Here is a 19931-nt window from a genome sequence, read left to right as displayed (position 1 = left end):
AAATTGGGATGACGTCGATTATAATTCCTGAACTTGAGAAAGGTATTGAAGAAGTTTTACTTGTGCAATGGTACAAACAGCCTGGCGACTATATTGCAATGGGCGACTATTTAGCAGAAATTAGCAACGAGGAGATCCGTCTTGATCTCTTTTCAGAAAGAGAAGGCATCCTTAAAGAATTATATGTAGCTGAAGGAGCTTTAGTTAGGATTGGTGATGTAGTAGGTAATATGGAATCCGATGCTTCTACATTAGTAGAATCCTTAATGAAAGTGGAAGAAAAAAAAGCAATAACTGTTGAAAAACCCCTTGATAGAGTAACAGGTTTGGATGAAAAAAATCCGGGAGGGAGTTCTATTCATTTAATGGATAACAATGAGATGCAGATTCAATATTCACCTGACATACAAACAATTCCAGTTTCATCCATTTCAATGACCTATAAAGAAATGAGATCCTTAATTAGCCATTTATATCGGAGAGCGGAAGAAACTTTTTGTACAGACGAATCGGGCTTTTTTCAAGATATCAAAAAGATTCTTAGCTCTAGATGGGTTTATATGAGCAATGTAAACGTTGTCTATGACCATAGCATTGCAGCCTTATTTCCATATAGAGCTCAATATAAGTTAATGGACGAGGATTTTGACTACAAAAAGTACCTGGACTTTTCAGGCTTTGAAGGCGACGCTATGACATATGAAGAAGTCACGAAAAGTTTTGATACAAGAGATCATCCTATATTTAAGGATATATTAGCCTTACACGATTCCTACATGAGTAAAAACCCTTCCGTTTCAAGGCTCTTTACAAATGCAACAACGAATTCAGATAAATCAATTGCATTCAAATTTAACGAGTACGACATTAAAAGTTTTGATGTAGTGAATCAAAAAACCGAATCATTGGGGAAAGGGTTTTTTATTCCTATTTTCCGCCTAAACGGAAAAAACAGCTCTGAGATCAGTGACAAAATGGCTCTGCATCTATGGTTGGAAAACGGATTAGTACCGAGTGAATTAAGTGGAGAACATCAAGAGGCTTATGATTATTTGCTAGCATTATATCGATTAAAGGACTTAGATCATGATGACTTTCATGAAGAACTTTCATCAACCCGTATCGATTCCAAGTCATATCTTGAGAAACTTTTAAACTCTGAAAAGGTAAGGGCTGACATCGATCGGTATGATGAAAAGATGTTAACAGATCCAAACCGAGGACATTGGGATTTGTGGCCATACCTTACTGAAGAGAAACCCTTAACTATAAAACTGAACGATGAAATAATGGCAAGAAACCCTAAGATGGACATTAAAGATGGCGGCCTCATAGGAATTGATTTTGGTACAAAAAGTACAGTTGTAGTTCATCAAGAAGAAAATGATTTCACCATTCCTATGCGTGTTGGTGTTGGTTACTTTAACGATGAAGTAAAAGATTGGCATTATGAAAACCCTACAGTGATTGAATTTATTGATTTAGTAAGTTTTTTTGAGCTTTATCAAGAAAAAGCAGGAAGACCAGACACGGTGTGGCAGGATGTCACCGTTTCCCATACCGCTTTTAATAGCTTAATGAATGGCAAAAGTGACCATTATTATTCAATACTGAATGATTTAAAGCAATGGGCCGGAGACAAGAAGAAACATCTTAGATTAAAAGACAAGGTGGGATATGATATCATACTGCCATCTTTTTTGAACTTAACAGATCAGGAAATCAACCCCATTGAGTTATATGCCTACTATCTCGGTTTATATATCAACAATCAGCATAATGGGATTTACCTGGACTACACATTATCTTTCCCTGTCACGTATGAAAGAGAGGTAAGAGAAAAAATTCTTCAAAGTTTTGAGCGTGGGTTAAAAAAGACGCTTCCTATTCCGATCCAGCAAGACGAAGAAATTATGAAAAAATTTCGTGTAACGGGCGGTGCAAGTGAACCCGCCGCATACGCCATTTGTGCTTTACAAGAATATGGATTTGAACCAGAAGAGGATGAAAAAACTTTTTACGGCGTGTTTGATTTTGGTGGGGGGACAACGGATTTTGATTTTGGTATTTGGCGTGAAGCTGGCCTTAAGGAAAGAAGATATGACTATGTAATTGAACATTTCGCAGCGGATGGAGACCGTTACTTAGGCGGAGAAAATATATTAGAACTTTTAGCATTCGAAGTGTTTAAAAAGAACCAAAATACGATGCGCGAGCTTAACATATCCTTTATCCTCCCGTTAGAATGCACGAAATTTCCTGGAAGTGAAATATTGATTAACGAGTCACAAGAATCAAAATTAAATACAAAACAACTGGTAGAAGAATTAAGGCCTCTCTGGGAAAGGCATGAAGGGTATGAAGAACATTTTGAAAAAGGAATGATTCGAGTAGACCTATTTGACAAAGCCGGCCAATCGAAACCGAATGTAGAACTTCTGGTCGATAAAGAGGAAATGGAACAAGTTATCATGAAAAGAATTGAAAAGGGGATCAAAAATTTCTTTGACTCCTTACGCCGCGCTTTTGATCGATCGGAGACCAGCAAAATCAATAAAGTAAATATTCTGCTTGCGGGCAATTCAAGTAAATCTCCTGTCGTCATTGATTTGTTTAACAGATTCATAGAAGAAGAAGCACAGAACATCCATAAGTTGAATGAGTTGTCTGATAATCTTTTTGAAATCTTTCCACCACTAGGGACAGATGCCGCTTATCTCAAACAAGAGGAAAAAGGCATATCTGTTGACAGACATGTCCTAGCGAGCCCGACTGGAAAGACGGGGGTTGCCTTTGGGCTGGTACAGAGCAGAAAAGGTGGAAGGATAAAAGTTATTGATCACAACACTGTGAATGATGAAGCGAAATTCAAGTATTTTCTCGGTATGGGTAAAAAGGGAAAATTTAAAACGATTATTGACCGAGAAGAAAGTTATAACAAATGGCATTTATTCATTGATGCGTCGGAAGAGGATTTTGAAATTTACTATACGAGCCTGCCGGAAGCCAGCACAAATCAGCTTGGTATTAAGCAAACCCAGCGGAAAAAGCTCCGAATTGAGTATGTAGATGATTCGGCTTTTGTTTACATTCGAAGAGTAAGTCCAACTGTTCTTGAATATGTCGTCGCGTATGAAGACTCGATTTTAAACGAGGCCTATTTAAGTGAAATAACCAAAGTGGAGTTGAACTGATGGTTCGGTCAAGGATCCATGCAACTTTTCATTTTTAAAAATTTCCAGAAGCTACAACAGCTGGTAAACGGGTTGCTGGCGGACCAACAATCAAAAGCAGACTTTTAGGTTCTGGTGCAAAAACTTCAAGACAGTTGCACCAGAACCGAGAAACTTATGTCAGGTGTTCGTTTTACTTTTTATTGTCAGGCTACGGGAATTACAAGAATGACTGAATATGATTCAGTTCAAGAGGTGGAAACCTCGATAAGTTTATCAGCCGTGCGATCCATGCGTATGAAGAAAAGGAAAAGCTGAAACATCCGCAGAATTTGAACCTGTTCATTAGAGAGCATGAAGTCATTGTAACGGGTGTGCCATATGTTCAAAATGAATCAGACAATGAATTGCAGGAAAATCTCTTGTTGTCCTCTATCCTTGAAGAAGTGATTGAGGAAGAACTTTCAGAGAAGCCAGGCAAAGCGGAGATTGAGTTTCAAACGCTTTTAAAATGATAAAAAAGGAGATCCCCATGGGATTTCCTTTTTTTATACAAGTATAACATTTTGCAAAATTCAAAAATGCTTTATAAAAAAATCACTCGTTAGGATGTATCATGAAAAAGAATGGAGGAATTGAAACGGATAATTTTGGACATACAATTGTTGTATAAAAAAGTTGGTTGATTATAATTGAGAAATAAGATATATTAAAAAAATTATTATGAAAATGAAGTGCCTATTATTTTTAAACAACGAGGCAATCTGAGTGAGATGCCTTTTTTATTTTTGATAAATTTATATAGAGTTTTAGAGAGGGTGAGTCGATTGACTAAAAACATAAGGCAATTGAAAAACGTTTCAGTGTTCCAGACGCTTCTAAGTTAGAAAAAAATTTAGAAGCGAGGAATCTTTATATGAACAATCAAAAAATTTTTAATAAATCATTTCTTTTTGTATTTATCAGCAACTTTTTAGTTTTTATTGGGTTTGAAATGTTGCTTCCTATTTTGCCAGCCTATTTGTTAAGTCTTAATGCTTCTTCCATTCAAGTGGGTTTAGTGACAACGTTATTTACTATAGGCGCAGTATTAATCAGACCTTTGGTAGGATACTATTTAATTGATAACCAACGGAAAAGTCTAGCCATTGGTGCAAGTGCAATTTTAATGATGATTACACTTATTTATCCTTTTCTCAATATCGTATGGCTGTTTCTATTGTTACGATTTTTTCATGGCATTGCGTGGGGCGTATCAACAACAGCCAATAGTACAATAGCAGTCGATTTAATTCCTAAGACACGATTAGGAGAAGGAATGGGGTATTTCTCTATTTCAACAACAGTAGGGGCTATCATAGCACCGAGTTTAGGTATCTTTATATATGACTCTTTTTCCTTTGACATTTTAATTTGGTCATCCGTAATACTCAGTCTATCTGCAGTCATTGTACTTCAATTCGTACATTCGCCTGCTCCTGTAAAGAGAGAGAAACAACTATTTCGATTTTTTGATATGATTTTTGAAAAAGACGCATGGTTTCCAGCATTACTAGCGGTCATTACAACACTTGGTTTTGGAGCGATTATTACTTTCTTAGTTCTTTTTGGAAAACAAAAGGGCTTAGAACATATTTTTCTATTCTTCCTTATCAATGCGACGGTCGCAACTTTATTACGTCCGTTTACCGGAAAATGGTATGATAAAAAAGGGCCTTGGTCTATTATCATCGTGTCAGCTATGTTAGGATTTTTGTCACTTGTTATGCTGTCTTATGCAACAAACGATTTTCATCTTATTATTGCGGCGATTTTATTTGGAGCAGGTTATGGAACTGTTATGCCATGTTTACAAACATGGGCGGTTCAAAAGGTAAGTGAAGAAAAAAGTGGCGCAGCTAATGCAACCTTTTATTCCAGTTTTGACGTTGGTGTCGGAATTAGCGCATTTGTATTAGGTATTATAGCTGAATGGATCAGTTTAGAGATGATCTTTCGGGTTATTAGTCTAAGTTTTATTGTTGTTGCTGTTTTAGTCTATAAGGATTATTTAAATGAAAAGAAAAGATATAAAAATATATAAATCGATCTAAAAACAAATCCACTTCTATGTTAATAGAGGTGGATTTGTTTGCAAAAAAAGTCGATTATGAAACTACAGGTGCTTGGCTTTAAGAAGAGCTTGCTGCTGAATGTGAGCAAGTTTATTACAGTGAAGGTGGTCAAAAATTAAGAGTTACGGAACAGATTCTTATTCAACTCCCATGTAAGAACTCATTTCACTTACGATTTACCTTTTTATCTTGTTGGCTTAACATTACCGTAATTGCTGAAGATACTACGATACCAGTAATTAAACATTTGTACATGTCTTTATAGATTAAACCAAACGCTACACCAATAATCACACCTAACCCTATGATTGAAACTCGTTCTCTTTGACTCATACTTAATCCTCCATCTTTTTTAACAATACATTGACTTTATGAAGAGCAAAGTTTAAATCTAGTTGCTCTTCATCACTTAATTTAGTTACATTTTGGCTAAGCTTTTGATAAATCTTAGTCCACTTTTTTTCTTGAATGTCCCTGCCTGCAGGTGTTAATGATACCAAGACGGCACGTTTATCCTTTGTATCAGGCCCTTTAACCAAATAGCCACCAGCTTCTAAATCACTAATGATATTCGTTAGTTGTTGCTTTGCTATATCCAAACCAGAGCTGATTTCTTTAAGATTCAAAGCCCTTTGTTGCATATACATGAACTCAATTACATGATTCTGCATATGTGATAATTCTACTGAACCCTTGTTCAGTTCATTAAAACTACCAAACAGATTGGGTATCAAAGCAATGTATTCTTTAGCAATATTTTCAATCATTCATAATCATCCTTCACTTTAGTAAATATTTTATTACTAATATAAAATTAAATCAATCTTTATTCTTGTTTATAGTAAATTTTTATTTACTAAATAAAAATGGCTCCTTGATATTTTTCAATTCAAGGGGCCTTTTATTTTTTATCATCAATTGATGGATCATAGCGCTCAGGAAGTCATTTTTTTCTTAACTCATTGTGTCTACGGATATATTTTTGATTTCTTTCTTCCATTGATTCATGTTCTGAATCGAACGAGAGAGACGGGACAAAGCAATCAAGGCTATTGGTATCGATTTGATCATACTTTATTTCAAAGCTACATCAACAGGCAATCCTACAATTACCCTAGTTCCTTCATCCGGTTTACTATGAACCTCAATCGTTCCTTTGTGAGCCTCTATGATCCATTTACATAAAGACAATCCCAATCCAGTCCCCCCTTGACTTCTTGTACGTGAATCGTCCACACGATAGAATCGATGAAAAATAAAAGGTAAATGTTCTTCAGGAATCCCGATCCCGTGATCAATGACTTCAATATGAACGAACGTTCCTTTACTGTATGCCTTGATTTCCACTGTTCCGCCTTCAGGCGTATACTTAATAGCATTTTCGATTAGATTGATAAATAATCTTCGCAAGAGATCTTCATCCCCATATAGGATAAATGGATCCGGTATGTGAAAATATAATTCAATCTGTTTTTTCTTAATTAAAGATAATAAATGCTTCCTAACATATTGCAATAAGAGAGTTCCGTCTATTATTTTTCGCTCTATCTGACCTGGATTAGAGGTATTTTTCGATAAATATAAGAATTTTTCCGCCATATCAGACAAATAAATAACCTCTTCCAAAACAGTATGAAGCACACGTCTATATTCCTCTTCTGATCTGTTTCTATGTAATGCGACATCCAATTCTCCCCGAATAATCGTTAAGGATGTTCGAAGTTCATGAGAAACATCGGAAGTAAACTGCTGAATTTCGGTGAAAGAGCTTTCTAATCGGTTAATCATGTCATTAAGAGTTTTAGCTAAGATCTGCAATTCGTCTTCTGGTCCTTCAATTGGCAACCTGTCATGCAAATTCGTGGCCGTAATTTTATTCGTAGCGGTAATGATTTTCTGAATCGGCTGAAGTGTTTTTCTTGAAATAAGCCGTCCCATCACGATTGAAATTCCAACAGATCCGAAATTGCAGATGATAATAATGTTCCACAACTGATCGATGGCAAAATGCCGTATCCTGTCATATGTAGCAACCGTAATTGTGTATGTCAATTTATTTTGTGATATCTGTGGTAGGGACATCGCACGAAGCGGTATTCCATTCAGCTCGGGATCCCAGCTGAAGATATTTTCGTCAATCTTCTTCAAAGTTCCTGATACGTTGATACGTTGACCCTGCAGATTTTGTGAGGCTGCGATGACTTTGCCCTGGTCGTTTTCGATTTGCCAGTATAGCTCTTCTTTTTTAACACCTACTGAAACAGGCAACCCATTCATATAATTTTCGATTTCGGAAGACGGATATCCCTGCTCAATAGAATAGGCAATCATGCCTCCCTCTCTGGCCAGCATCGAATCAATTTTGTTGGTTAACATATCAGTAAATGTAATAAATAAGAATACGCTAAATAGGAATAAAATGAACATAAACATAAACGAATGCCAAATCGTAATTCTCCATCCGATACTATTTAAAAACTTCATGATGGTTTATTCTTCTCCTTTAATCATATAACCTATAGTATAAACCGTTTGTATTATTATTAACTCGAAATTTTTGTCGATTTTATTCCTTAAATGATTAATATAAACATTTATAATAAAGACTAATAATTTGTAATAAAGTTTGATCAAAATCCTGTAGTGAAAATGCAGGATTTTTCTTTTCACTAACAGTGATGATTTATGAAAGCTACACATTAAAACGATGCTTGAATATGCTAGGTAATAATGTAAATTAATACACGAACTTGAAAAGAGGTATATTATGATTCAACTATCGGGGATGCCCTTTCAACAAAGTGACATGTGGCCGTCTGGTAGCATTGAAAGTATAATCATTCAATAGATGAATGAAGATACAGCCGTTTACTCGTATCAGTCTATAGATGAATTATCGTTTGAGCTTAAGTTGCGAAAAAATATCATATTAAGTGCAAGAGCCATGAATCAAAGCAATGTGCGGTTTGCAGTATTTGCAAAATCCCGTTGTAATCCTCAATATTGGCATTTGACGCGTACTGGCGGATTCCTCCTGCTGGATGGTGTAACACCATCAGACGCGATTCAAGATATCTACAGGAACAGTTCACAATATGCGTTTGAATGTGCAACGGCAATGGTCATTATCTATTACCATGCGGTCCTAAACCTTATAGGCGAATCCTTATTTAATCAATTATTTCAAAACATCTATTTATACAGCTGGCATGCTGATCCTGATCTCGGATTAACATCAAATTATACAGGCCATTTTTTGCCTGGAGATGTTGTCTATTTTAAAAATCCGGACTTCGATCCACAAACCCCTCAGTGGAGAGGAGAAAATGCCGTTATTCTAGGAGATGGTACGTATTTTGGACATGGGGTAGGAATAAAGACAGCTGAACAAATAATCCAAGCGCTGAATCGAAGGAGAAAGCCGGGGAAAAAGCAATCAGCCTATCTGACAAATGTAGTTACAAGACCATCTTTTAAACATTTGGCGAAACTTTCGATGTCACAAGGAGTCTATTCGAATCATAAATATCAACATATCGTCGTCCAACATAGTGAAAGTTCGATTTCATTTGATCAATATGTGTTCTACTTGTAATCGCCAACCCAAAAGTGTTGGTTTAAAATAAAATTCGATTAAGGTGCTGCTGAAAACGTTGATTTATCGATAAATAAAAGAACCTGTTTTTGAAAAAAGATTGATCATTTTCTGTGAAAGTTATTCAATGAAAGTACTTGTTTTAGGTAGATTTAGAAAGTCTACATATTCTTACTGAAATATTGGATACCGGGGTCATTTGGATTCTGGTGCAAAAACTTCAAGACAGTTGAAATTACTCTTTAAATTTTAATAAACCGATGAACTTGTTCCACTATGTTATTGAGAAAGTTCACTTGCCTTATTTGGATGCCTAATGACCTCTTTTTTCTTTTCTCAATTCTTCAACTGCTATAGGGTAAGTCCGATTCTTATCGACTGTCACGACACGAGGCTCAGAATGATGAAAAGAATGTATATATTGATTTATACGTTGTACTACCTTAAAATAGAGTAAAGATTCCCTTTTTAGGGTGTAGAATCCTTCCAACTTTAGCGAGGAGTGAAAGGATTCAATGAAAGGCATTGTCAAAGCAGCTTCCTTTATGGGACTGCTAATGGCAATGCCTTTTTCTTTAGATAAAATCCTAAATAGGCATAGGACGTATATACAGAACCTTGATCGCTGTGTAAGAGAACTTTAGTTGTTTCGCGCTTTTGAACAGTCTCATTTAGCGTATTTAATACAAGTGAAGTCAGCCAGTAGAAGAAGTAATTGTTGAGAAAGAGTCAGTCACCTAACAACCTGCTAAATCAAAACAAAAGAAAAAACATTTCGAATAAAATGAATTAATGCTTCAGATATTTCTTTGAATAGTTTGAAACAAGGTAATTACGATGAACTAGGAGGAACGATAAGATGGAGTTTGATACAAGTGTAAGTCCATTAGTTAACATTAAAGTAATCGGTGTTGGTGGCGGAGGAAACAACGCCGTTAATCGTATGATCGAGCACGGAGTTCAAGGCGTAGAGTTTATTGCTGTTAATACAGATGCACAAGCTCTTAATTTATCAAAAGCAGAGATCAAGATACAAATCGGTGCAACATTGACAAGAGGTTTAGGAGCAGGTGCAAATCCAGAAGTAGGTAAATACGCAGTTAAAGAAAGCAAAGAGAGGCTCCAAAAAGCATTAAAAGGCGCAGACATGGTAATCGTTACAGCCGGAATGGGCGGCGGTACGGGAACGGGGGCAGCCTCTGCTATTGCTCAAATTGCCCGTGAGCTTGGTGCATTAACCATTGGTGTTGTAACACGTCCGTTCACGTTTGAAGGCCGTAAGCGTGCAACACAAGCGGCGGGCGGAATTGCCTCAATGAAGAAAGCGGTGGACACATTAATTGTTATTCCAAATGATCGCTTATTGGAGATTATCGATAAACATGTACCCATGCTTGAAGCATTCCGTGAAGCAGATCATATCCTTCGCCAAGGCATACAAGGTATTTCGGATTTAATTACCGTACCAGGTTTAATCAACATTGATTTTGCTGACGTGAAAACGATTATGTCCAATAAAGGAACTGCTTTAATAGGTATTGGTAGGGCAACAGGTAAAGACCGCGCTGTTGAAGCTGCAAAAAGAGCCATTTCCAGTCCGTTGCTTAACACATCCATCGATGGAGCTCAAGGTGTACTAATGAAACTCACAGGCGGCACCAATTTAAGTCTATATGAAGTACAAGAGGCAGCAAATGTTATTGCTTCTGCTTCAGACTACGAGTTAAACATGATTTTCGGTTCTGTCGTTAACGAAAACTTAAACGATGAAATTATAGTAACCGTTATTGCTACTGGCTTCAATGATCAAGAGATGCCATCATTAAAACCGTCGTCTTCCCGTCCTTCAACGTCAGGAATGTCAAAGCCACAGCCACAAGCCTAAATAGACGGTTTTATATGAATAAAATGTTTGTGGGAGAAAGTGATTCCTCTATGCAATGGAGTAGGTCTCGACCCATTTTATTACATAGAGGCCACCAAGTGATAGTGTGCTAGAAGTGTAAGCAACTGAAAAAAGAATCATCAATTAGAATCCAGGCGCTTAAAAAACAAGAAATCATTTCATCTTTTAGCCGCAAAGGCTGTCCGTACGATGTGTTCAAGTTATGGGCTCAAGTCCAATGAGTTATTGAATCTTTCCAATTCAGTTTGGTGATAGAATTCGAACGTTAGCTTTACTATAATTCTCTGCTACATTTAAAGGTATTGAGCGATCTGTCACGATAAGATCAATATTTTTTAATGCACAGATTTGGCCCAATTGGAAGCAAGAATAAAAATAAGAAATAGGTGATAAATAATGAATCATTCGTATAAAAGCCACGAAGGCACTGAATTATGGAGTAAAGTAAATCAAATTATAGAAGATTTAATTGGAAATCAAGATATTGAAGAGACAGCCACTAGAGAACATATAGTTGGATATATTTGCGAAAATCTTGTGAATGAATTTAAAAAAGCATGATCTCTACTATAAAGAAACATGCATATGAAACTTATTTTGAGCTTAATAAACCAAAAATGAAACATAGACAATAAATGAGGAAGTTCTGTGGAAAGAAATTTCTACAGAACTTTTTGGTTCTGGTGCAAAAACTTAGGGACAGTTGCAAATCATCTTTAAATCTTGGACATACTGATTATAAAAAAGTTGCACCGTTTCATCCTCTTTAGATATGATGATCCAAAGGGAGTGAAACGGTGCAAAGGAAAGGAACACCTAACAGGAAAAAATGGATTATTAGTGGAGAATTAATAATTATAGTAGAGTGCTAATAATAATTTCATTAGAAAGGGTTGAAATAATATCGAATTACGACATTTAGAATATTTTTTAATGGTTAGTAAAGAACTTCATTTTACAAAAGCTGCTGAAAAATTAGGTATCTCCCAACCAACCTTAAGCCATCAAATTAAAATGCTTGAACAAAAGGTAGGATATGCACTTTTTAACCGTATAGGTAAGAAGATTGAACTTACGAAGGTGGGAGAAATTGTACAACAAGAAGCATTAAATATTCAAAGTTCCCTACAAAGTATATCCTCTCAAATTGAGGCATTTATGAAAGTGGAAATTGGAGAATTGAAAATTGCTGTGTTACCAGGAGAAATAACTGATTTGGTATCTACTTTGTGTATTCAGTTTAATCAATTATATCCTAACATTAAAGTATTCGTTCAAAGTACCGATCAAGTGGAAAAGACTGTCTTAGAGAATCAAGCTGATTTCGGTATTGGTTTTCAATTCAATCGATATGATATATTACAGGTGACGAAATTGTATGATGAAGAATTTTATCTGATTAGTAATCAAAGTAATGGAGAGCAGAGGATCTCATTTTCTTCTGTTTTAGATGGCCCTCTTATTTTATTTCCCGGTATGCATCAATGTAGAAAAATACTTGATAAAACGAGCCATGAGATTGGCAGGCAATTAGAGCCCATTGTAGAAACGTCTAGTATTGAATCTATCTTGAAACTAGTTCGAAGCGGGATTGGCCGTAGTATTGTTTCGCGTACATTGTATGAATTTTATGATACAGAGGATTTATTTTTTCAATATATTGAAAATCCAGTTTTGACTAAAGAAGTTTATCTTGTGTTGAAAAAGAATTGCTTTATCAATTATGCGGCACGTAAGTATATTGAGTTATTAGTACGTGAAATCGAAAAGCTTCGTTTTCACACAGAGGAAGATGCCATAGCTTCTTTACAAAATTCCATATTATAGTTTTTTTCTATCATTACTATAGAAATAATTGAATAGGAAAATAATAAAACCATCTTTACAATGAAGACAAGCTCATGAAGATGAGTACTATCAAATTGTAAAGGGGATGTTCAAATATGATTCAAGAAATAGCAGGTATTAAAATTCCGGATTCTCAATTGGCGAAAGATGCAGCAGATATTTTGAGAGAGCATGGGGACGATTTGTTGTGGAATCATTCAAATCGTGTATTTTTATTTGGTGCAACCAACGGAAAAAAAGCGAAGCTGAATTATGATTTAGAGTTGCTATATGTCAGTGCATTATTCCATGATTTAGGCTTGACCAAAAAGTACAGTAGTCCAGATTTACGGTTTGAAGTAGACGGTGCAAATGCAGCGAGAAGTTTTTTACAGCAGTATCAAGTTCCAGCTGAGTCGATTCGTCTTGTATGGGATACTATCGCATTACATACCACAATTGGTATCGCAGAACATAAAGAGTCTGAAGTGGCACTACTCTATTCAGGCGTTGGTTTAGATGTCATGGGGGACGGTTTTGAACAATTTCCAGTCGCCTTGCGTGAAGAAATTGTAAAAGCTTTCCCACGTAACAATTTCAAACAAGAAATTATTCCAGCATTTTATGAGGGTTTTAAGCATAAGCCGGAAACTACTTTTGGCAATATTAAATCAGACGTATGTGAGTTCTTTATACCAAACTACAAACGAAAGAATTTCTGTGATTGTATCTTACATTCACCATGGTCAGAATAAGAAACAGAAATGACAACGTAACGAGGTAGAAGGTTTGACCATTTATAAAAAGTCTGATAACCCTATATTCATTTATACAGGGTTATTTTTTGGATTCTTAAACGTTGTAAATCCGTATTTTACTGACGCTACCCCAACATTAAAGTTGTTTTAACCTTGCTGTATCAACGTTTTTAACAATGAGCCAAATTGTCCTTATGCAAATTCTATACGTTAGCGGTTCTATTGTTTTTTTGGGCCTGTTTTATCTTCAACCGGTACAGTTTTTTGCATAAACGCAGGCTTTTTTTGTGAATGGAATATGCAAAAAAAAAACCAATGAAGTCGGATGGCGGAACATCTATGTTTTACACTACTTACACCGTGGTAGTAACGAAATTATATTATTATACAAGGAGTAGCTATGAATAATTGATGCACATCACAGATAAAGACTTAATAGAGGCATATAATAGAGCCTTTGAGCTCAATGTAAATAAAGAGTTTATTTCTCTCCTAAAAACAGAAATTCAAAAGAGAAATCTTTCTATTTCTAAAAAACTATAGCAAAAGGACTTCCTTTTTTTCAATGTTTCGCGTACATAAGTCGACTTCCTTTTATCACTTTGTTAATCAAAAAAGAAGTCTCATCATGCTTGCTCCTTTTTTAATCGCTGGTATTGTTCGGAAATAATGAATTCATCCTCTAGTAAACCATAAGGGTGAGTCTCCAACAAAAGTGTTTGGAGATAGTCTGGCATTTTCTCTCCATCGTACGCACAAATTAATGGAAATGACAGTAGCATTACAGCTTCGTCTATTATTTTTTCAAGTTCTTTTATTAGATGTAGCGGCTCAGTCATAGTAGCCCACTCCACGTGTGACCATGCCTGGAAAGAGAGTTTATTTTCTAGGTATGGTTGTACCGTTTTATTAAAGCAATCAACGATCGTGGAAGGATGATAACTGCGGGTTGAATAATAGAGTAAAGACGTTCATTTTCAACAAAAATAACGTAATCTCCCGCGATCACCCCATCTTTGATATAACTCACAGCCTGTTCAATGTATGTATCCATCCCTTTATAGGTATACACTACATGAACACTCTTTTGATCCTCAAACAACTGGTTTATTTTGCTTTTCAAATGATCACCCCAACTTATACCAAATCATTTCTATGAATATTTTTCATCAGTTGTGCGAAGATTATATATCTGTACCTAAGCATAGATATTCTTGAAAGGGTGATGTCATCGATGTTGAAAATCGTTATCCTTGTAGTAATTTTCGCTGGAATCGTTTATTTTGAAGTTCCAAAGCTGGTACGAGCTAACGCGCGGGCAGAACTTTGGGCATTTTCGATCATATTGCTCATTGGATTCGGACTTTCCGTGACATTGGCTTTAGGATTCGTTTTCCCTATACCTCCATTGCCTCAACTATGAAGAACCTAAGATTCATCTAGCTTCCTTATTACTGATACTACCCAGACAAAAGGTATCAATAAGCTCAAGGGTAGTATCACATATGGATTCTTTAGAGTATCCACTTTAAGGACCTCGATCACATTGGATGGTACGGTCGCCAATGCGATGATGACAATGGTCATTGGAATAATCAATGGCTTGTAATCCTTCAGATTTAACCATTGGGCCAATCCAACAACGGGGGGATAAAAGAAAACCTGCAGTGCCAAATAGGCGGTCGATAACCATAAGGTCATAAATATAGCTTCGAATCCTGCAAATGTGTTTGCGATTTGAATATAGCTAGATATATAAAATACAGGATATAGCTGTTTAGGCGTCAAGTCAATTCCGGCAAAGGCAATATTCACAGCCACTAGAGCAGTAAGAAGTATCCCAGAAATCAACATACCAATAAGCAAGGCCTTTGTCGCTTTTTTTCCGTCATTTAAACAAGGGAGCCAGATTGCCATAAATAGGATGGTCTCAGCCGCATAGGGAACTTGTGTCCGCAATCCTTTAATAACAGGCATCACGCCGTTTTCCATGACAGGAGCCAAGTTTGTCCATTCTAGATCCGGCAAAATGAAAAGTATGAGGATTACGATGAGAACAATCATCGTGATTGAAAAGAATTCAGCGGTCCTGGAAAAAACCTCAAAGCCCTTTTTCATTACATACACCATTAAAATGGACATAAGTATGCTAATATAAATGGAGGGCGTTTCTGGCAAAAAAAACTTCATCAACTCAAGCGCTACTCGCAAGATATGCGCGGTCATCACCCAAAAAGCGATAATATAGAACAATCCTGCGATTTTTCCAGGGATTTTCCCTATGACGATCGGAAGGTACTGAACAAACGTTTTATCGGGAAATCTCTTCCCCAACTGAATCAATGTAAGGCCGATGAGAGCCGCAATACCATACGCCAATAGGACCGAAATCCAACCATCTCTTCCGGCATCTTTAATAGCAGGTACAGCTATAACGACAAAAATGTTTCCCACACCACCTGCCAAAACTAACATCAGAGCTTGATTAGCGGATATTTTCTCCTTATACAAGGCGATCCCCTTCTTTCAAAGTGCTTAGATAGGTTCAATAAGCATGCCAGTGTTTCTGATTTTTATTTTCACGTTAACCTCTACATCCATCTCAGGAAAATAATCATCCCAATGCCCCTCAATTTTTTCCCATTCTTTTGGGTATTTACTGTGGATGGCTTCCCCGAAACCGAAGATGTCAGTTTTTAATGTTTTTTGCGCTTGTTTAAGACAGTTTTCAATTTCATTTTTGACTTCAGTGGATATATTTTTTTCTAAATTACCAATAACTTTCTGAGAATTTACTGCTACGTTTCCTTTCAGTTCTTCGATATTTCCTTCCCCTTTCACTTCGAGAGTCATGATCATTTTTCCATCCTTTAATTTAGGTTTCAATTCGGTATGTGACTTGATCATTTTTAAAATAATGTTTTTATTGTTCATTTCGGGGTATCCGGTCTCAATGATCCCAGTACCAAATTCATTATTGATCCATTGCATCCCTTTGCTTTCCTCCAAGTTCAACCAACCTACTAATTTATCCTTTTTAAAAGCTGCTGTCTCAGTAACTTTAACTTCTTCTTTTCCGCTCTCCTCATTTTTTCGAATTTCAATACCTGAAGTATAAGGTGAGGTTGTTTTACCCGAAATCTTAAGCATAAATTCATGAATATTCTCCGTCGAGGTCACTGAAAAGATATCCTTTCCATGTACTAAGCTCTCGATGTAATCAGCTGGAATCTTTTTCACATCACTTTGCCAACGAAGAATTTCGCTTGCATTTCCTTTGGAAACTAAAATAACAGATCGTTCCGGACCTTCCCTCGTTCGCATAAAAAAGTTCAAATAAGGAGTAACTCCTTCTTTAGCCGCTTGTTCGCCAATAACGAGTATGCGATTATGCTGGAAATAAGGTTTCTTCATTAATTCAAATTTTATGTATTGGAGTGTTTCATAAACGGTACTCCCTTTGGCAGAAACAATCTGTACGGCTGCATTTTCCCCGCCTCCTTTATTTGTAGCTGTGTCAATTTTTTCAGGTACGATGACTTGTAACGTAGTCACCATTTTCCCACTTTCTTGATCCTTATCAATCCCAGTGGCAATAATGAACGCACGATCGTTTAATTCAACTCGATCCCAGCATCCTGTCACGACGAGGAATGACATTATGAGTAACAAAATAAAAGCCATCCTCCTGATCATCATTTATTGTCACCTACAGTCTTTTTTGAGGGTGGTTCAGGCTTTAGATCTTCTTCCTCCCTTAGGGAATTTCTCCAGCTGATTGCTTGGGGTCTTGTCTTCATTAGCCACCAGGGGACTCTTATAAAGGCATCCTTGAGATCCTTTAAAGTCAACGGCATGAGCGGCGACATGTATGGCGAACCAAAAGAACGAAGTGAAACAAGGTGAATGACAATAAAGATGTAACTCCATATGATACCGAATAACCCGAATGTAGAAGCTAAAATGAGAATTGGAAATTTTAACAACGTAACCGGATCGGTAAGCGGCAGTATAAGAAAACCCATAATCGCAGTTAACGCAACAACGATAATCATAAAAGGGCTAACTACCCCGGCGTTAACCGCTACATCACCTAATATCAAGGCTCCAACGATACTAACAGCTTGCCCTACGGCTAATGGCATACGAATTCCGGCTTCTCTGATTACTTCAAACATAATCATCAGCATAAATGCTTCTACGAAAGCAGGAAAGGGGATATTCTCACGAGTTGTTAATATTGTGAGCAATAGCGGTTTAGGAATAATATTGGGATGAAAGGTGGTCAATGCAACGTAAATCCCAGGTAAAAATACGCTGACATGTAATGCCAAAAATCGAAGCAATCGGGATTGCGATGAAAGAAAAGAACCGGAATAATAGTCCTCTGCGGTTTGAAAACATTCAACAAACAGGAAAGGTACTGTTAAAGCTGTTGGGGTACCATCGACCAAGATGCCGACTCTACCCTCTAATATTTTAGCAGAGAATTTATCGGGTACCTCTGTGTTCCCGATTGTCGGAAAGATAGAAAGTGGCGCATCCTCAATAAACTCTTCAATGTAGCCTGATTCCAGGATCGCATCGGTGTCGATTGATTTTAAGCGTCGCTTTACTTCTTCCACTATTTTATCGTTCGCAAGATTATGGATATAAATAATCCCTATAGTGGTTCGGGTACGCCGACCGATCTTCATCTGCTCTATCTTCAAATTTGGGTCTTTAATTCTTCTTCTAATAAGTGACGTATTGACACGTATGGATTCTGTAAAGGCTTCGTGAGAGCCTCTTACGACTCTCTCAGAAGCCGATTGTTCAACATTTCTGTGTTCCCATGCACTTGTTCCAATTTGGAGGGCCATGTTTTCCTCATCCAAAAAAAGGACAGTATCGCCGTTTAATATACTTTCAATGGCCTCTTCCATATAACTTATTTTTGATACATCATTCATGTTTAAAGCGCCGTCTTTAATACTGTCTATACTGAGTTCTTTGTCATCAAACGACTTCCCTACATCCCTTATTAATGCACCCAATATGTTTTCATTAATAGCGCTCGCTGCACTCATTCCATCAATGTTGATAATAAACGCTTCGGTTTTATTTTTACCAAAGGTAAACTTACAAATAATAAGATCAGCATTAGAGCTTAAAATATTTTGAATGTGATGGAGATTATCCTGCAAATTTTTCGAAATCGAGATGGACTGAGGACCTTTTTCATCTTTAGGCTCCGAACTCTTTTTATCCTTCATCATTTTTTGAAATTTGATTTTTTTTATCAATTTTTGCAATATCATAGTCCAGCACCTTATGTATGTTTATTTTTCCTATTTTTTGCTGAACTGCGATATTTTATTCAATAAATGTTGTATCACATCAACAAGATGTTCATTTACCTCTTTTTATCATGTGTTTGCGATTTATGATAGTGACGCTGGTATTAGCCCCATCTGGACTCCACGATGTTTGAACACTTCCTAACCTTTCCAAATTTGATCATGGTTAAACCTTATATCCAGACTGAATGCAAAAAAGTGTTCAAAAAAGTGTTCAAAAAAAGTGTTCAATTGTTCAGCGAAAATGTGTTCAATTGAACAATTTTGATAAAGAATTTAATAAATTTATAATACAAATAAAATGTTGATTTACGATTTTCTAATAAATAAAATAAATTTTTTTATGGTGTGAGATAGAAAAAAACTTCTCTAAGTCACTAATTAAATAATAGTACTCTTCATAATCCTAAAAAAGATTAAATAGTTTGTCGGTTTGGCACGATAATTGCATATTAAAAGACAAGGGCGATAATTCATTATAGGAGGTTGACCTATCCCTTGTGATTTAAAAGATGTCGTCCGACAGATGATTGATTATGTTGTGAGAAAAACAAGAAGTAATTGTCGCGAGGCTTACGGGCTTTCAAACGTTGCTCCACTTCATAGTCCAAAAAGATTGAATAGTTTGTCGGTTTGGCACGATAATTGCATAATAAAAGACAAGGGCGATAATTCATTATAGGAGGTTGGCCTATCCCTTGTGGTTTAAAAGATGTCGTCCGACAGATGATTGATTAGGTTGTGAGAAAAACAAGAAGTAATTGTCGCGAGGCTTACGAGCTTTTAAACGCTGCTTCACCAGGATAAGATTGATAGCGCATACAATCCAATGGGATAAAATTGATAGCGCATACAATCCAACAAGAGCTGGAGTAGAGTAACGGGATACTTACAGCAGACGTCCCGATGGAAGATGACAAGAAGTAATTGGCGCGAGGCTTACGAGCTTTTAACGCTGCTTCACCAGGATAAGATTGATAGCGCATACAATCCAATGGGATAAAATTGATAGCGCATACAATCCAACAAGAGCTGGAGTAGAGTAACGGGATACTTACAGCAGACGTCCCGATGGAAGATGACAAGAAGTAATTGACCATCTAAGATTCATCTTCATCGGGTGGCAGCGAAAGGAGATAGAACATGCAGGAGGGTATGTTGGAACTCGCTATTAAGGTTGACCAGAATGAAAAAAGTTACGTTTCCCGGATGAATTACA

Annotated in this window: 16 protein-coding genes and 2 pseudogenes; 9 read left to right on the top strand and 9 right to left on the bottom strand. The window is 36.5% G+C overall.

Annotation, left to right across the window (positions count from 1 at the left end):
• The first annotated feature begins 8 nt into the window (after positions 1–8).
• From A3M5_RS22665 to A3M5_RS0108525, 3 genes are all read left to right on the top strand, one after another.
• Entirely contained in the window at positions 9–3194 is a 3186-nt protein-coding gene (locus tag A3M5_RS22665) for a biotin/lipoyl-containing protein (protein WP_018393339.1), read from the top strand.
• Between the two features lie 311 nt (positions 3195–3505).
• Entirely contained in the window at positions 3506–3688 is a 183-nt protein-coding gene (locus tag A3M5_RS0108530) for a hypothetical protein (RefSeq protein ID WP_018393338.1), read from the top strand.
• 401 nt (positions 3689–4089) lie between these two features.
• The gene (locus A3M5_RS0108525) at positions 4090–5256 is read left to right on the top strand and encodes an MFS transporter (protein ID WP_018393337.1); all 1167 of its coding nucleotides are present in this window, start codon (positions 4090–4092) and stop codon (positions 5254–5256) included.
• Positions 5257–5452: 196 nt separating this feature from the next.
• Here the strand turns inward: A3M5_RS0108525 and A3M5_RS25780 are convergent, their stop codons facing one another.
• The 3 genes from A3M5_RS25780 to A3M5_RS23720 form a co-directional block, all read right to left on the bottom strand.
• Positions 5453–5620 carry a hypothetical protein gene (locus tag A3M5_RS25780; protein WP_018393335.1) on the bottom strand — a complete coding sequence of 56 codons (168 nt, stop codon included), beginning with the start codon at positions 5618–5620 and terminating at the stop codon, positions 5453–5455.
• 2 nt (positions 5621–5622) lie between these two features.
• Positions 5623–6054, bottom strand: coding sequence for a MarR family winged helix-turn-helix transcriptional regulator (locus A3M5_RS0108510; protein WP_018393334.1), 432 nt, complete (start codon positions 6052–6054; stop codon positions 5623–5625).
• A 307-nt stretch (positions 6055–6361) separates the two neighbouring features.
• Complete coding sequence (locus A3M5_RS23720; protein WP_018393333.1) at positions 6362–7771, bottom strand: sensor histidine kinase; 1410 nt, start codon at positions 7769–7771, stop codon at positions 6362–6364.
• 283 nt (positions 7772–8054) lie between these two features.
• On the opposite strand from A3M5_RS23720, the pseudogene A3M5_RS22655 reads away from it, so the two are divergent.
• Positions 8055–8882: pseudogene (locus A3M5_RS22655) on the top strand (protein-glutamine gamma-glutamyltransferase).
• Positions 8883–9130: 248 nt separating this feature from the next.
• Here the strand turns inward: A3M5_RS22655 and A3M5_RS26115 are convergent.
• Positions 9131–9300, bottom strand: a pseudogene (locus tag A3M5_RS26115) (IS6 family transposase); the annotation flags it as partial.
• Positions 9301–9741: 441 nt separating this feature from the next.
• On the opposite strand from A3M5_RS26115, the gene ftsZ reads away from it, so the two are divergent.
• The 5 genes from ftsZ (at position 9742) to A3M5_RS24645 (ending at position 13916) form a co-directional block, all read left to right on the top strand.
• Entirely contained in the window at positions 9742–10767 is a 1026-nt protein-coding gene (gene ftsZ / locus A3M5_RS22650; protein WP_018393329.1) for a cell division protein FtsZ, read from the top strand.
• Between the two features lie 417 nt (positions 10768–11184).
• Complete coding sequence (locus A3M5_RS25775) at positions 11185–11349, top strand: hypothetical protein (protein WP_018393328.1); 165 nt, start codon at positions 11185–11187, stop codon at positions 11347–11349.
• Positions 11350–11691: 342 nt separating this feature from the next.
• Positions 11692–12615, top strand: a complete 924-nt coding sequence (locus tag A3M5_RS0108475) for a LysR family transcriptional regulator (RefSeq protein WP_034298530.1) — start codon at positions 11692–11694, stop codon at positions 12613–12615.
• A 116-nt stretch (positions 12616–12731) separates the two neighbouring features.
• Complete coding sequence (locus A3M5_RS0108470) at positions 12732–13370, top strand: HD domain-containing protein (RefSeq protein WP_018393326.1); 639 nt, start codon at positions 12732–12734, stop codon at positions 13368–13370.
• A 414-nt stretch (positions 13371–13784) separates the two neighbouring features.
• Positions 13785–13916 (top strand): sporulation histidine kinase inhibitor Sda, encoded by a 132-nt coding sequence (locus A3M5_RS24645; protein ID WP_231373276.1) that lies wholly within the window; start codon positions 13785–13787, stop codon positions 13914–13916.
• A gap of 83 nt (positions 13917–13999) precedes the next feature.
• Here the strand turns inward: A3M5_RS24645 and A3M5_RS26110 are convergent, their stop codons facing one another.
• The 5 genes from A3M5_RS26110 to A3M5_RS0108440 form a co-directional block, all read right to left on the bottom strand.
• On the bottom strand, positions 14000–14212 hold the full coding sequence (locus A3M5_RS26110; RefSeq protein ID WP_227431880.1) for a hypothetical protein: 213 nt from the start codon (positions 14210–14212) through the stop codon (positions 14000–14002).
• Positions 14213–14259: 47 nt separating this feature from the next.
• The gene (locus tag A3M5_RS26105; protein WP_231373230.1) at positions 14260–14496 is read right to left on the bottom strand and encodes a DEAD/DEAH box helicase family protein; all 237 of its coding nucleotides are present in this window, start codon (positions 14494–14496) and stop codon (positions 14260–14262) included.
• Between the two features lie 305 nt (positions 14497–14801).
• Entirely contained in the window at positions 14802–15884 is a 1083-nt protein-coding gene (locus A3M5_RS0108450; protein WP_018393323.1) for a GerAB/ArcD/ProY family transporter, read from the bottom strand.
• 24 nt (positions 15885–15908) lie between these two features.
• Positions 15909–17057, bottom strand: coding sequence for a Ger(x)C family spore germination protein (locus A3M5_RS0108445; protein WP_018393322.1), 1149 nt, complete (start codon positions 17055–17057; stop codon positions 15909–15911).
• An 11-nt stretch (positions 17058–17068) separates the two neighbouring features.
• Positions 17069–18673, bottom strand: a complete 1605-nt coding sequence (locus A3M5_RS0108440) for a spore germination protein (protein WP_018393321.1) — start codon at positions 18671–18673, stop codon at positions 17069–17071.
• Positions 18674–19931 lie beyond the last annotated feature (1258 nt).

The organism is Bacillus sp. 37MA (assembly GCF_000372765.1).
Lineage (GTDB): Bacteria > Bacillota > Bacilli > Bacillales > Domibacillaceae > Domibacillus > Domibacillus aminovorans.
This window is presented reverse-complemented; position numbering and strand designations above follow the sequence as displayed.